General features: G+C 65.6%; 13 protein-coding genes. 3 read left to right on the top strand and 10 right to left on the bottom strand.

Features of this window, described 5'->3' with window-relative positions; translation table 11 throughout:
- Positions 1 to 9 precede the first annotated feature (9 nt).
- The 7 genes from YUA_RS0135780 to rsmI all read right to left on the bottom strand — a co-directional run bounded on the left by YUA_RS0135780 (position 10) and on the right by rsmI (position 7208).
- Positions 10 to 1299: an AAA family ATPase gene (locus tag YUA_RS0135780; RefSeq protein WP_027534979.1), complete on the bottom strand. Its 1290-nt coding sequence runs from the start codon at positions 1297 to 1299 to the stop codon at positions 10 to 12.
- Complete coding sequence (locus YUA_RS0135775) at positions 1296 to 2030, bottom strand: CpaD family pilus assembly protein (protein WP_027534978.1); 735 nt, start codon at positions 2028 to 2030, stop codon at positions 1296 to 1298. The genes YUA_RS0135780 and YUA_RS0135775 overlap by 4 nt, the downstream gene beginning before the upstream one ends.
- A gap of 63 nt (positions 2031 to 2093) precedes the next feature.
- A complete protein-coding gene (locus tag YUA_RS0135770) occupies positions 2094 to 3611 on the bottom strand; it encodes a type II and III secretion system protein family protein (RefSeq protein WP_027534977.1) in 1518 nt (505 codons plus the stop codon).
- A gap of 10 nt (positions 3612 to 3621) precedes the next feature.
- Positions 3622 to 4446, bottom strand: coding sequence for a Flp pilus assembly protein CpaB (gene cpaB, locus YUA_RS0135765; protein WP_027534976.1), 825 nt, complete (start codon positions 4444 to 4446; stop codon positions 3622 to 3624).
- A 444-nt stretch (positions 4447 to 4890) separates the two neighbouring features.
- Positions 4891 to 5835 (bottom strand): glutathione synthase, encoded by a 945-nt coding sequence (gene gshB, locus YUA_RS0135760; protein ID WP_027534975.1) that lies wholly within the window; start codon positions 5833 to 5835, stop codon positions 4891 to 4893.
- Positions 5836 to 5845: 10 nt separating this feature from the next.
- Entirely contained in the window at positions 5846 to 6271 is a 426-nt protein-coding gene (locus YUA_RS0135755) for a YraN family protein (protein ID WP_027534974.1), read from the bottom strand.
- Positions 6258 to 7208, bottom strand: a complete 951-nt coding sequence (gene rsmI / locus YUA_RS0135750) for a 16S rRNA (cytidine(1402)-2'-O)-methyltransferase (RefSeq protein ID WP_027534973.1) — start codon at positions 7206 to 7208, stop codon at positions 6258 to 6260. Before rsmI ends, YUA_RS0135755 begins: the two co-directional genes overlap by 14 nt.
- 351 nt (positions 7209 to 7559) lie before the next feature.
- Here rsmI and YUA_RS0135745 point away from each other — a divergent pair, with 351 nt between their 5' ends.
- Positions 7560 to 8795 (top strand): penicillin-binding protein activator, encoded by a 1236-nt coding sequence (locus YUA_RS0135745; RefSeq protein ID WP_027534972.1) that lies wholly within the window; start codon positions 7560 to 7562, stop codon positions 8793 to 8795.
- Between the two features lie 150 nt (positions 8796 to 8945).
- Here YUA_RS0135745 and hemW read toward each other — a convergent pair whose 3' ends face one another.
- The 3 genes from hemW to rph are packed head-to-tail and all read right to left on the bottom strand — an operon-like array spanning position 8946 to position 11447.
- On the bottom strand, positions 8946 to 10100 hold the full coding sequence (gene hemW / locus YUA_RS0135740; RefSeq protein WP_027534971.1) for a radical SAM family heme chaperone HemW: 1155 nt from the start codon (positions 10098 to 10100) through the stop codon (positions 8946 to 8948).
- On the bottom strand, positions 10087 to 10722 hold the full coding sequence (gene rdgB, locus YUA_RS0135735) for an RdgB/HAM1 family non-canonical purine NTP pyrophosphatase (RefSeq protein WP_027534970.1): 636 nt from the start codon (positions 10720 to 10722) through the stop codon (positions 10087 to 10089). The genes hemW and rdgB overlap by 14 nt, the downstream gene beginning before the upstream one ends.
- Positions 10723 to 10733: 11 nt before the next feature.
- Complete coding sequence (gene rph / locus YUA_RS0135730; protein WP_027534969.1) at positions 10734 to 11447, bottom strand: ribonuclease PH; 714 nt, start codon at positions 11445 to 11447, stop codon at positions 10734 to 10736.
- 168 nt (positions 11448 to 11615) lie between these two features.
- Between rph and hrcA the strand changes: the two genes are divergently transcribed.
- Positions 11616 to 12716: a heat-inducible transcriptional repressor HrcA gene (hrcA, locus tag YUA_RS0135725; RefSeq protein ID WP_027534968.1), complete on the top strand. Its 1101-nt coding sequence runs from the start codon at positions 11616 to 11618 to the stop codon at positions 12714 to 12716.
- An 86-nt stretch (positions 12717 to 12802) separates the two neighbouring features.
- Positions 12803 to 13408 carry a nucleotide exchange factor GrpE gene (gene grpE, locus YUA_RS0135720; RefSeq protein ID WP_027534967.1) on the top strand — a complete coding sequence of 202 codons (606 nt, stop codon included), beginning with the start codon at positions 12803 to 12805 and terminating at the stop codon, positions 13406 to 13408.
- The last annotated feature ends 136 nt before the right edge of the window (positions 13409 to 13544 follow it).

The raw sequence follows: 13544 nt of genomic DNA, 5'->3' as shown, positions 1-13544 counted from the left end.
TTCTGGCGCTTACGACGCTTTGCGATGCGGAGCGGATCCGCGTCCCGTCCTGCCCTTCAGCTTCTTCAGCAGCGGCCCGAGCAGCGAACGCTTCGGCTTCTTCACCTCGCCGCGCCCGGCGAGGCGGTTGGCCATGTTCTGGAACAGCTCGGTGGTGCGGTGGCTCTTCGAAACTTCCGCGATCATCTGGCCGTTATTGGCGGCGGTCGAGAACAGCTTTGAATCGAACGGGATCACCGCGAGCGGCTGGCTTTCCATGGTCTTGGCGAATGCCTTGACCTCGATCTCGGCCCGCTTGTGCATGCCGACCTGGTTGATACAGTAGAGCGGCGGCCGATCGTTCGGCCGCGCCGCCTTGAGCACGGTCAGCATGTTCTTGGTGTTGCGCAGATTGGCGAGATCCGGCTCGGCCACGATGACGATGTCGTCGGCGTTGATCAGCGCGCGCTTGGTCCAGGCCGACCATTGATGCGGCACGTCGAGCACGATGCAGGGCGTGGTCATGCGCAGGGTGTCGAAGATCGCATCGAAGGCTTCCGCGCCGAAATCATAGACGCGATCAAGCGTGGCCGGGGCAGCAAGGAGGCTGAGGTGCTCGGTGCATTTGGAGAGCAGGCGCTCCATCAGCGCCGTGTCCGGCCGGTCCTGCGACAGCACGGCGTTGGCAATGCCCTGCGCCGGATCCTGGTTGTAGTCGAGGCCGGCGGTGCCGAAGGCGAGGTCGAGATCGATCACGACGGAATCGAGCGCGAGGTCGCGCGCGATGGTCCAGGCCACGTTGTGCGCGACGGTGGACGCGCCGACGCCGCCCTTGGCACCGACCACCGCGATGACGCGGCCGGTGATGATGGCCTCGGACGCCGAAAACAGGCTGCAGATCGAGCGCACGACGTCGAGGGTTTCGACCGGCCCGATCACGTAGTCGTTGACGCCGCGACGCACCAGCTCGCGATAGGGCGCGGTGTCGCTGGGATTGCCGATCACGACCACGCGGGTGCCGGGATCGCAGACGCCGGCGAGGTCGTCGAGCCCTTCGAGGATGTCGCGCGTGCCGTCGGATTCGATCACGATCACGTTCGGCGTCGGCATCGTGTCATAAACTTCGATCGCCGCGGCCAGGCCGCCGCTCTTGGCGGTGAGATGCGCCTTGGCGAGACGGCGGTCCTGCCCGGCCGCGGTCACCGCGGCGAGCGTCTGCTCGGTCTCGCAAAAGGCCTGCACCGAGATACGGGGAACCGGCGCAATGTGTTCCTCGGGATGTTGCGGATCGTCCGCCTCTTCGTCGTGGATGCCCGTCATTTGCCTGTATCGCTGAGTTTGGCCTTTTCAGCCTCGGGATAAGTTGTCGCGGTGGTAGTGCCCTTGCGGTAGCGGTCGAATGCGATGTCGCGCCGCGCGGTATAGGCCGGCGTCTCCGCGCGCGGCTGCTCGAGGTCGGCGGGATTGTCGATCATTGCGGCGAGATTGCGCTGCGTGGCGCAGCCGAGATTGAAGTAGGGCCGGTTCTCGTTGTAGCCGGGGTCGAGGATCGACGGTCCCATGTCCTCGGGCCACAGCCCACAGGGGCCGGCGACCGCAGCGATCCTGGAATAGCTCAGCCGGATGGTCGGCAGCAGGGCGGGATCCTCGGGGCGATAGGGATGCTGGACGATGGCGCGCGACGGCACGCCGCCGCTGCCGAGCACGGCGCGGATCTCGCGATACGTCGCCCCAGCGGCGCGCGAATTCGTGGTGTCGATGGGCACGTCGACGACGACCGAGCCGGTGCCTTCGCGCACCCAATCCTGGGCAATGCCCATCACGTCGGCATGCTGTGCGGTCGAAAGGCCGCCGCGCGCCTTGCCGACGAAGATCACGATCGAGCGCTTGGCTTCCTGCACCGCGATCGGGTGACGCATGCGGTAGTCGGTCGGCACCGTCTGGGTGGTCACGACGTCGCCCGTGGTGTTACAGGCTCCCAGCATGACGGAGAGCCCCGCCAGCGCGAGCGCGATGCGCAAATTGCGACGTCGATCGATTGTCTTCGTCATCGCCTGGTCCCCTCTTGCCCGTGTCTTGCCGCGGTCCTTGCCCCGGTCCCCAAACCGTTGGTGTCAGTCGATGATGAAGCCGAAATCGCCGCGATCGCCGTCGATCGGATCGACGCGGCGTGCGATGCCGTAGAGGCGGTTCATGCGGCCGAGCAGCGCCGACTGCGCATCCGAGGACGGCGCGAAGCCGTCATCGGGCCGCGACAATTCCTTCTGGGCGACCGCGCGCACCACATAGGGGGTCACGATCACCATCAGCTCGGTCTCGTTGTTGACGAAGTCCTGGCTGCGGAACAGCGCGCCGAGGATCGGCACCTGGTCGACGCCGGGCAGGCCGTTGATCGCCTGCTTGGTCTGCTGCTGGATCAGGCCGGCCATCGCCATCGAGCCGCCCGAGGGAATTTCGAGCGTGGTCTCGGCGCGGCGGGTCTGGATCGAGGGAATAGTGATGGAGTTGCTCGCGGTCGACGATAACGCCTGCGTCACCGTGATCGCCTGCTGGTTCGACAGCTCCGAGACCTCGGTCATCACGCGCAGGCTGATCCGGCCCTCGCTGAGCACGACCGGCGTGAAGTTCAGGGAGATACCGAACTTCTTGTAGGAAATCTGGGTGGTACAGACATGCGTGGTCGGATCGCAGGAATAGCCTGCGGGGATCGGGAATTCGCCGCCCGCGATGAAGGTCGCGGATTCGCCGGAGATCGCGGTCAGGCTCGGCTCGGCCAGCGTCCGCATCACGCCGGCGGTTTCCATCGCGCGCATCGTGGCGTTGACAGTGGCCACGCCCTTGGCGAGGCCGGTGACGCCAAGCCCGTTGCTGGAGACCAGCGGGCCGCCAGAGACCGAGAACGGGTTGGAATTGTTGAAATTCACCACCGCGGTGCCGGCATTCAGGCTGGCGCTGAGATCGACGCCCAATTGCTTGACGATGTCGCGGCGGACTTCGCCGACGACCACCTTCAGCATCACCTGGTCGCGGCCGCGCACGACGATGTTGTTGACGACCTTGTCGGCGCCGCCGACGAGCTTGGCGGCGACGTCGCCGGCCTGCTGGGCCTCGACCGGGCTCGACACCGAGCCGGTCAGCATCACGCTGTCGCCGATGCCCTCGATCTGCACGCCCGGCAGCGACTGGCGCAACGCCGTGCGCATGCCGTTGAGGTCGCGCTTGACCGCGATATCGTAGGAAGCAACCTGCTGGCCGTCGGCGGTGAAGAATACCACGTTGGTCTGGCCGACCTGGCCGCCGATGATATAGGCGCGCTGCGCCGAGCGGATCACCGCATTGGCGATCTTGGGATCAGCCACCAGCACGTCCTTGACCTCGCGTGGCAGGTCGATGACGACCGACTTGCCGATGCCAAGCGACAGCGAGCGTGTCCGCGCCGGCGCGATGGTCGCGACCGGCGACACGCCGAGATCAGGCGCCTGCATCGGCGCCTGGTCTCCGACCGGCGCATCCGCAGCGCGGACCAAATCGGGGGCCGCGACCAGCCCCAGTATCAGCATTGCCCCGGCCCAGAACGAGCCAGCGCGCTTCCCCCGAATGCGCAGGCCCGTCCGATTATCCCCGTAGTTCATCATGTCCCCATCACTTCTGTGACGTCAGTTGTCGCGCCTGCACGCCGTAGCGGATCACGTTCACGCCGCTCGAACGCTGCTTGAGTGCCTGATCCTCCGGCCCACCGTCGGAGGCGCTGGCATCGGCGATGCTGCGCAGTGCAAGTGTCAGCGTGCCGCCCTGGCGCGAGGCCGAGAGCGTTGCGACCTGGTCGGGTCGAAGCTCGAGCGTGACCGTCTTGCCGACCACGGCGTTCTGGCCGTCCTTCTCCTTCGGCGCCTGGTCGATCGCGAGCACGCGGATGTTGGTCAGGATGACCTCTGACAGGATCAGGTCATTGCCGCCGGTCGAGCCGCTACTGTTGGCGCCGTCGGGATTCTTCAGGCGGCGCGTCAGGACGATGTCGACGCGGTCATTCGGCAGGATGAAGCCGCCGGCTGCGGTCTCGGCGGAAATCTCGGTGGACACGGCCCGCATGCCGGACGGCAGGATCGCGGCCATGAAGCCCGAGCCGTCGGCCTTCACCAGCTTCTGCTCGCGGATCGGCTCGCCCTGCATCAAGGGCACGCGTGCGATCGAGCCGGCGATCTGGGTCTGTGCGTCGGGCCTGCTGTCGCGCCGAATGAAGGCGCTGCTTGCGGTCGCTTGCGGCCAGGTCTGCCATTGCAGATCCTCGGCCTTCACGGCCTGGCCGAGCTGAATGTCGGATTTGGCGACGAGCACCTCGACCGTCGGCAGCTTCTCCGTCACCGGGAGCGCGGGCGCGGGCTTGTTGTCGTAACCGCTTGCCAGATACGCAGCGACGCCGCCGGCGCCCAGTGCGATGACGAGAACGACAATGCGTGCGGTGTTCATACGCTTCTACTCTTACGCGGGGCACTCGAACCGCACCTGGCGGGTTCCCCGGCATCGATGAGTAGGGAGTAAAAGTATAAGGGGTGTTGCGAGGCCGAGTGTGATGGTCCGTGACGGCGCGGGTTTTGGGCAGATGGTGAATGCCGCGTTAGCCGCTCGGCCAGTGGCTCCGTAGATTCACGCAAGCGCGCTCATGCGTTCGCATGAGGCTCGGGGTGTCATGGTGAACAGGTGGTTAGTGACGGGGCACTACAGCGATGAGATCATCAGGTGTCGTCCCGGCGAAAGCCGGGACCCATACCGCGTGATCTTTCGATTGTGGAAGGTAGAAGTACCCACCCACAATCTTCGCCAAACTTTTCCCTGTGGGTATGGGTCCCGGCCTTCGCCGGGACGACGCGGAGAGAGATCGTGGATTACACGAATACTATCGTTGCAGCCCGCCTACTTCGCCCGCTTCTGCTCGATCGCGTCCCAGATCTTGGCCGCCACATCCGGGCCGCCGAGCCGCGCGATGGCGCGGATGCCGGTGGGCGAGGTCACGTTGATCTCGGTGAGGTTGCCGTTGATGACGTCGATGCCGACGAACAGCAGCCCACGTTCGCGCAGCGCCGGGCCGACAGTAGCGCAGATCTCGCGTTCGCGCGGGGTGAGTTCGGTCTCCTTCGCCGCGCCGCCACGCACCATGTTGGAGCGGAGGTCGTCGGTGGCCGGCACGCGGTTCACCGCGCCTGCGAACTCGCCATTGACCAGGATGATGCGCTTGTCGCCGAGCTTCACCTCGGGGATGAACTGCTGGATCACCCAGGCCTCTTTGAAGGTGACCGAGAACATGTCGAACAGCGAGCCGAAATTCATGTCCTGCGGCATCACGCGGAATACCGCGGCGCCGCCATGGCCGTGCAGCGGCTTCATGACGACGGCACCGTACTTGTCGCGGAACGCGTTGATCTCATCGAGGTCGCGCGAGATCAGGGTCGGCGGCATCAGCTGCGGAAAATTCATCACGAACAGCTTTTCGGGCGCGTTGCGCACCGAGGCCGGGTCGTTGACGACCAGCGTCTTCGGATGGATTCGCTCGAGCATGTGCGTCGAGGTGATATAGGCGAGATCGAACGGCGGATCCTGGCGCAGCAGCACTACGTCAAAACCGTTCAGCGCCTCGCGCCTGGGCTCGCCGAGGGTGAAATGATCGCCCGGCTCGTCGCGCACGGTCAGGAGCTGGACGGGCGCGACGATCTCATCGCCGACCATCGAGAGCTTGTCGGGCGTGTAATAGGATAGGCCGTGGCCGCGCTTCTGCGCCTCCAGGAGCAGCGCAAAGGTGGAATCGCCCTTGATGTTGATGCGGGCGATGGGGTCCATCTGGACGGCGACGTTCAGTTTCATGGTCTGCCTTTCAGGTCGAGGCGTCGAATGCCGCCAACACATGGCGCGGAAGTGACCGCGGCGCAATCAGCATGGCGTCGAATCGCATTTCGAATTCCGCATGCTCGGGATGCGTGGCAAGCCAGCCCTGGGCGGCATCGATGATGCGCTGCTGCTGGCGCGGCGTGACCGCGTAGGCGGCCTCATCGAGGCTGGCGCGCGCCTTGACCTCGACGAAGGCGATCAAATTGCGACGGCGCGCCACGAGGTCGATCTCGCCATGAGGGGTGCGGTAGCGTTTGGCCAGGATGCGATAGCCCTTCGCCATGAGATAAGCGGCGGCGCGGCTCTCGGCCGAGATGCCGGTGCGGAACGCGGCGACGCGCTCGGGCGAGGCGATCTTCGGTTCCTGTTTTGGCTCCTGTTTCGATCCTTGGGCGTCCTTAGTCTTCGCCATCGCCGCCCCGCAAATCTTTTGCGAGCTCGAGCGCGCGGGCATAGACCTCGCGGCGCGGCCGCCCCGAGAGCGCGACGGCGTGTGCTACGGCGTCCTTGACGCTATGCGTGGCGAGCTGCTCGCGCAGGAGATCGTCCAGCGCATCCGATGTCAGCACGTCGGCATCCGCGGCAGGCGGAGCGATCACCAGCACGAATTCGCCGCGTGTCTCCAGCGTATCTGCCTCGCGCGCCAGCTCGTCGAGCTTCGCGCGCGAAATCTCCTCATGCAGTTTGGTCAGCTCGCGGCAGATCGCGGCCTCGCGTGTGCCCATGATCTCGGCGAGTTCTGCGAGCGTGTCTTGCACACGGTTGCCGGATTCGAACATCACCAGCGTCGCGTCGATGCGAGCAAGTTCAGTGAGGCGCGACCGCCGCGCGGCGGATTTCGACGGCAAAAAGCCCTCGAAGAAGAAGCGGTCGGTCGGCAGGGCGGCAACCGACAGCGCCGCCAGTACCGAGGACGGGCCGGGCAGGGCATAGACCGCATGGCCGGCCGCGCAGACCTCCCGCACCAGCTTGTAACCGGGATCGGAAATCAGCGGTGTGCCTGCATCCGATACCAGCGCGACCGAGCCGCCTGCGGCAAGCGCCTCCAGGATCTTTGGCCGGGCGGCCTCGGCATTGTGCTCGTGATATTGCTTGAGCTGCGCCGAGATGTCGTAACGCTCGGTCAGGCGCCGCGTGATGCGGGTGTCCTCGCAGGCGATGGCGTCGACCCCGGCCAGAATCTGCAGCGCACGCAGCGTGATGTCGCCGAGATTGCCGATCGGGGTCGCGACCAGATAGAGGCCAGCTGCCGGCTTCGGCGCCACGAGACGGTGGGCGTCGATGGAGAAACCGCGCGGGGCGGCGTCCGTAGCTTCAGTCGTATTTATTGAGGCCGGCTTTGAGCGCATAATGAAACGAACTTAGGCATGATCCCCGGGGCTGGGAACCGGTCATTCGAAAAAGATCGTGCCGAGCCAAGGTATTGAATTGGGGCGAGGAAGGACTGGAATGTGATCCATCCGGCATCACATTCCCTAGCGAATGAAGCGTCAGCGCCATATTCGTGGCGGAAACTCCGCCTTGATGCTGGATGATGGAGGGCGAACAGCCAGCCAGGAACCGAGGGTAGCCGCGTTAAGCGGTCATTATCCTTTTGTTTTGGTTAACTATTTGCCGACAATATGCCTGAATCCGCGGCTTCTGTCGCGGCAAGATTTGTTGTGATCTACCGGTGACGGAAGATCAGAAGAAGAGCTGCCATGGTGGGCCCGCGTGATCCGAAGTCTCCCGTTCAGGGGCCCCGATTAACAGGGGCGACCCGGCGGAGTGCGCTTGGCCTGTTGCTCGGCACGCCCTTGCTGTCAGCCTGCGCTGGCGTGCAGCAGAGCCTCAGCCAGTTTTCCAACCCATTCTCTAGTTCTTCCCCGCCGCCGGCCCAGCCGGCCGGTCCGCCACAGCAGGCGACCACCGCCGGCACCGGCGGGGTGAAGGTTGCGGTGATTCTGCCGCTCTCGGCCGCCGGCAATGCCGGGCTCGCCGCGCAATCCATGCGCAACGCCGCCGAGATGGCGCTGGCCGAGTTCCAGAACCCGAACATCCAGCTCCTGATCAAGGACGACAATGGCAGCCCGCAGGGCGCGCAAGCCGGCGCGCAGCAGGCGGTCGACGAAGGCGCCGAGATCATTCTGGGGCCGCTGTTTGCGCAGTCGGTCCCGGCGGTCGCCCAGGTCGCGCGCACGCGCGGCATCTCTGTGATGGCGTTCTCGACCGATTCGAGCATCGCCGGCCGCGGGGTCTACCTGCTGAGCTTCCTGCCGGAGTCCGACGTCAATCGCATCATCGAGTATTCCGCCAGCATCGGAAAACGCTCCGTCGCCGTGCTGGTGCCCGACAATGCCTATGGCAATGTCGTTGAAGCCGCGGTGAAGGCCGCGGTGCCCAGGCGCGGCGGCCGCATCGTCGCATTCGAGAAATACGGCGCCGATCGCGCCACGCCGGCGCGCACCGTGGCGCAGCAACTCGGCAGCGCGGACGCCCTGTTCATTGCCGATGACGGCGATGCCGTCGTCGCGGTGGCTGATGCGATGACCGCGGCAGGCGCCAATTTGCGCAACATCCAGCTGCTCGGCACCGGCCTGTGGGATAGCCCGCGTGTTTATGCGAGCCCGGCTCTGCAAGGTGGCCTCTACGCCGCGCCGGATCCCGCCGGTTTTCGCGCTTTCTCCGGCCGCTATCGCACCAAATACGGCGCGGAGCCGATCCGCACCGCAACGCTCGCTTATGACGCGGTCGCGCTCGTGGCGGCACTCGCGCGCACGCAAGGCACCACGCGCTTCTCGGCTGACGTGCTGACCAATCCCTCGGGCTTCGCCGGCATCGACGGCCTGTTCCGCTTCCGCGCAGATGGAACCAACGAGCGAGGCCTTGCGGTGATGAAGGTGACGACCGGCGGCGGTGTCGCGGTCGCGGGTTCGCCGAAGAGTTTTGGAGCTTGATAGTTCACCTCTCCCGCTTGCGGGAGAGGTCGGCGCGTAGCGCCGGGTGAGGGCTCTTTCCTCTGGGGGATTGTCCCGCTGCGGAGAAACCCTCTCCCCAACCCTCTCCCGCAAGCGGGCGAGGGAGCGCACCGTTGGTTTGGCTCAGACTTACGCCGCCAGATCCGCGACCACCGCATCGAGCACCGGGAAGCCGCTGCTCGTCACGCGGAGCCGGCCCGTTGCATCCACCGCGATCGCGCCTTCTTCGCGCAAGAGCGCGATGCGCTTGGGGTCGAGCGGGCGGCCGGAGAGCGCCGTGTAGCGCTCGGGGTCGATGCCTTCGGCGAGACGCAATCCCATCAGCAAGAATTCGTCGGCGCGTTCTTCGCTGTTGAGGAGATCGTCGGTGACGACACCGTGGCCGCTGCTTTCGACGCGCATCAGCCAGGCTTCGGGACGCTTCTCGGTGGCCGTGGCATGGCGCACGCCGTCGATGTCGAGGCGACCGTGCGCGCCGGGACCGATGCCGGCATATTCCTCGCCGCGCCAGTATACGAGATTGTGCCGGCACTCGGCGCCGCGCCGCGCGTGGTTGGAAATCTCGTAAGCGGGCAGACCGAGTTTGTCGCAGGTCTCCTGCGTCACGTCATAGAGCGCGCGCGCGACGGCTTCGTCCGGCGTCTTCAGTTTGCCGGCCTGGTGCAGGCCGAAGAACGGCGTGCCTTCTTCGATGGTGAGCTGGTAGAGCGACAGATGCTCGGCCGCCTCATCGATCGCGAGACGCAGCTCATCGGCCCACATCGCCGGCGTCTGGTCGGGACGGGCGTAGATCAGGTCGAACGAATAGCGGTCAAACGAGCGGCGCGCGATCGCAACCGCATCGAGCGCCTCGCGCGCGCTGTGCATGCGGCCCAGCGCTTTCAGCGAAGCGTCGTCGAGCGCCTGCACGCCAAGCGAGACGCGATTGACACCGGCTGTGCGATAGCCGGCAAAGCGCGTGGCTTCGACACTGGTCGGATTTGCTTCGAGCGTCACTTCGACGTCGTTGGCGACGTTCCAGTGCTTGCCGATAGCATCGAGCACGGCGCCGACCGTTGCCGGCTGCATCAGCGAGGGCGTGCCGCCGCCGAGGAAGATCGAGGTGACCTCACGGCCGGGCGAGCGCTGCGCGGTCGTTTCGATCTCGCGGGCGAAGGCGGATGCAAAGCGCGCCTCGTCGATCGCGGCGTGGCGGACATGGCTGTTGAAGTCGCAATAGGGGCACTTCGACAGGCAGAAGGGCCAGTGCACGTAGACGCCAAAGGCTTCCTTAGCGCGGCTCAAGGCAGATCTCCGCCAGTTTCACGAAGGCGCGGGCGCGGTGCGACAGGCCGAGGCCGAGCGGCGGCAGGCCGTGCTTCTCGATGCTTTCCATCTCGCCGAAGGTGCGCGCGTGACCGTCGGGCAAAAACATCGGATCGTAGCCGAAACCGGACGTGCCGCGCGGCGGCCAGACCAGCGTGCCGTCGACGCGCGCCTCGACCCCTTCGAGATGATCGTCGGGCCACGCGACGCAGAGCGCGGAGACGAAATGCGCTTTGCGCTTGTCCGGCGTTGTGGCGCCACGCTCCTGCAACAGCCGCTCGATCTGCGCCATCGCTGCGGCGAAATCCTTGGACGGTCCGGCCCAGCGCGCGCTGTAGATGCCGGGCGCGCCGTCGAGCGCGTCGACCACGATGCCGGAATCATCGGCGAACGCGGGAAGCTTGGTCGCATGCGCCGCCGCGATCGCCTTGATCGCGGCGTTGCTGCGGAAATCGTTGCCGGTTTCGTCCGGCTCAGGCAGGCCGAGCTCACCGGCCGACACCACCTCGATGCCGTGAGGCGCGAGCAGCTCCCTCATCTCGGCAAGCTTGCCGGGATTGTGGGTCGCGATGACGAGCTTTCCGGTGATTCGGCGATGCATGGGTCTATTGACTACGCGACAGCCAGTTTCTGCAAGTCCACGAGACGCGCGATGCCTTTTTGCGCCAAGGCGATCAGCGCCAGGAACTCGTCCTGCGTAAAGGGCTCTCGTTCCGCGGTGCCCTGCACTTCGATGATGCGGCCGTCGCCGGTCATGACGAAATTGGCGTCGGTCTCGGCTTCCGAATCCTCGGCATAGTCGAGATCCAGCACCGGTGCGCCCTTGTAGATGCCACAGGAGATCGCGGCGACGTTGTCGCGCATGACGTTGGCCTTGATCATGTTGCGCGCCTTCATCCAGTTGATGCAGTCGGCGAGCGCGACCCAGGCGCCGGTGATCGAGGCGGTGCGGGTGCCGCCGTCGGCCTGGAGCACGTCGCAATCGACCGTGATCTGGCGCTCGCCGAGCGCTTCGAGATCGACGATGGTGCGCAACGAACGGCCGATCAGGCGCTGGATCTCGACGGTACGGCCGCTCTGCTTGCCTGCGGCAGCTTCGCGGCGGGTGCGTTCGGAGGTCGCGCGCGGCAGCATGCCGTACTCGGCGGTGACCCAGCCGCGGCCCTGGCCCTTCAGCCAGGGCGGCAGGCGGTCTTCCAGCGTGGCGGTGACCAGCACATGGGTATCGCCGAATTTCACGAGGCAGGAGCCTTCCGCATATTTGACCACGCCGCGCTCAAGCGTCACGGGGCGCAATTCGTCGGGCGCACGGCGGCTTGGCCGCATGGGAAATCCTCCAAAACTCACGGGAATAGGCTGTTCGCGGTGCTTGTAGGTGGCGTGAGGGTGAGCAGCAAGGCTTTTTCACCCACGGTTTTCCACCCCGCAAACGCCACGCTTGTCAGACGCGTCCGGGATGGACAAATTACAAGTAACTGACAGGAGTTACCGTCTGTGGCCCATCACGATCCGATCCATCTGATCGCGCCGCGCGCAGGCCTCGCCCAGCTCAACGAGCGTTCCCGCGACATCTTTCGTCAAATTGTCGAAAGTTACCTCGCGACCGGTGAGCCTGTAGGCTCGCGCAACATCTCGCGCCTGATCGCGATGCCGCTGTCGCCGGCCTCGGTGCGCAATGTCATGGCCGATCTGGAACAGCTCGGCCTGATCTACGCTCCGCACACCTCCGCGGGCCGGCTGCCGACGGAACTCGGCCTGCGCTTCTTCGTCGACGCCCTGATGCAGGTCGGGGACCTCAACGACGCCGAGCGGCAGTCGATCCAGAGCCAGCTTACGTCCGTCGGTCAGGTGCAGTCGGTCGAGGCCGCGCTGGATCAGGCCCTGACCCGGCTCTCCGGTCTGACCCGCGCCGCTGCGGTGGTGCTGACGCCAAAATCCAATGCGCGGCTGAAACATATCGAATTCGTCCGGCTGGAACCCGAGAAGGCGCTGGTGATCCTGGTCGGCGAGGACGGTCAGGTTGAAAACCGCGTGCTGGCATTGCCGCCGGGAGTTCCCTCCTCGGCCATTACCGAGGCCGGCAATTTCCTCAATGCGCGGATTCGCGGCCGGACGCTGGCCGAGGCGCGGCTCGAGCTGGAAACCGCGCTCGGAGAAGCCCGTGCCGAGCTCGATCAATTGACGCAGAAGGTCATCTCCGCCGGGATTGCGAGCTGGTCGGGCGGCGAGAACGATGACCGCCAGCTCATCGTCCGCGGTCACGCCAATCTGCTGGAAGATCTGCACGCGCTGGAGGATCTCGAGCGCGTGCGCCTGCTATTCGAGGATCTCGAGACCAAGCGTGGCGTGATCGACCTGTTGGGGCGCGCAGAAACCGCCGAAGGAGTGCGGATTTTCATCGGCAGCGAGAACAAGCTGTTTTCGCTGTCCGGCTCCTCCACCATCATCTCGCCCTATCGGGATGCCGCCGGCCATATCGTCGGGGTTTTGGGCGTGATCGGGCCGACGCGGCTGAATTATGCCCGCGTCATCCCGACCGTAGACTACGCCGCCCGCATCGTCAGTCGGCTCCTTGGGGGGCTGACCGACATTTGAGCCGATCACGGGCGCTTGATTTTCAGCGCCCGAAGCACGATATCCGGGCCAGCAAAATCCCTAAGACCAGTTCGAAAAGAGAGCCGATGACCGATCGAGACCGGCAACCCGAAGACACGAGTGCTGCGACCGGCGAGCCCGTGGTGTCGAAACCCTACATCATGCCCGATGACCCCGAGCCCGATTCGGTGGAATTGCTGCAGAAGGAAGCCGCCGAGGCGCGCGACCGCATGCTGCGGACGCTGGCCGAGATGGAAAATCTGCGCAAGCGCACCGCCAAGGAGGTCGCGGACTCCAAGCTCTACGGCGTCACCGGCTTTGCCCGCGACGTGCTCGACATCGCCGACAACCTCCAGCGTGCGCTCGATGCCGTTCCGGCCGAAGCGCGTGCCGCGGCCGATCCCGGCCTGACATCGCTGATCGAGGGCGTCGAGCTCACCGAGCGCTCACTGCTCAACGCGCTGGAAAAGCACGGCGTGAAGAAGTTCGATCCGCAGGGCCAGAAGTTCGATCCGAACTTCCAGCAGGCGATGTACGAGGTGCCGGATGCGTCGGTGCCCGCAGGCACCGTCGTGCAGGTGATGCAGGCCGGCTATACCATCGGCGAGCGCGTGCTGCGTCCGGCGCTGGTTGGCGTTGCCAAGGGCGGCGCAAAGCCCGCGCCTGCCGCGAATAACAACGAAGCGAACTGAGCGGCGTCAGCTCTCAACCCTCATGGTGAGGAGGCGCGAAGCGCCGTCTCGAACCATGCAGGCCGAGCTGCGGCAGCGGGGCCTCTATCCTTCCGAGACGCGCGCTAAGAAGCGCGCTCCTCAGGATGAGGTTTGG

Source organism: Bradyrhizobium sp. WSM3983, assembly GCF_000473045.1.
GTDB lineage: Bacteria > Pseudomonadota > Alphaproteobacteria > Rhizobiales > Xanthobacteraceae > Bradyrhizobium.
The sequence above is the reverse complement of the archived record's forward strand: the minus strand, read 5'-3'. Positions and strand labels throughout refer to the sequence as shown.

Bases quoted from the DNA above. Each gene is read 5' to 3' on its own strand.
- YUA_RS0135755 (WP_027534974.1), bottom strand. From the start codon at position 6,271: ATGGCGAAGACTAAGGACGCCCAAGGATCGAAACAGGAGCCAAAACAG.
- rph (WP_027534969.1), bottom strand. From the start codon at position 11,447: ATGCGGCCAAGCCGCCGTGCGCCCGACGAATTGCGCCCCGTGACGCTT.
- cpaB (WP_027534976.1), bottom strand. From the start codon at position 4,446: ATGAACACCGCACGCATTGTCGTTCTCGTCATCGCACTGGGCGCCGGC.
- gshB (WP_027534975.1), bottom strand. From the start codon at position 5,835: ATGAAACTGAACGTCGCCGTCCAGATGGACCCCATCGCCCGCATCAAC.
- grpE (WP_027534967.1), top strand. From the start codon at position 12,803: ATGACCGATCGAGACCGGCAACCCGAAGACACGAGTGCTGCGACCGGC.
- YUA_RS0135770 (WP_027534977.1), bottom strand. From the start codon at position 3,611: ATGAACTACGGGGATAATCGGACGGGCCTGCGCATTCGGGGGAAGCGC.
- YUA_RS0135745 (WP_027534972.1), top strand. From the start codon at position 7,560: ATGGTGGGCCCGCGTGATCCGAAGTCTCCCGTTCAGGGGCCCCGATTA.
- YUA_RS0135780 (WP_027534979.1), bottom strand. From the start codon at position 1,299: ATGACGGGCATCCACGACGAAGAGGCGGACGATCCGCAACATCCCGAG.
- rsmI (WP_027534973.1), bottom strand. From the start codon at position 7,208: ATGCGCTCAAAGCCGGCCTCAATAAATACGACTGAAGCTACGGACGCC.
- rdgB (WP_027534970.1), bottom strand. From the start codon at position 10,722: ATGCATCGCCGAATCACCGGAAAGCTCGTCATCGCGACCCACAATCCC.
- YUA_RS0135775 (WP_027534978.1), bottom strand. From the start codon at position 2,030: ATGACGAAGACAATCGATCGACGTCGCAATTTGCGCATCGCGCTCGCG.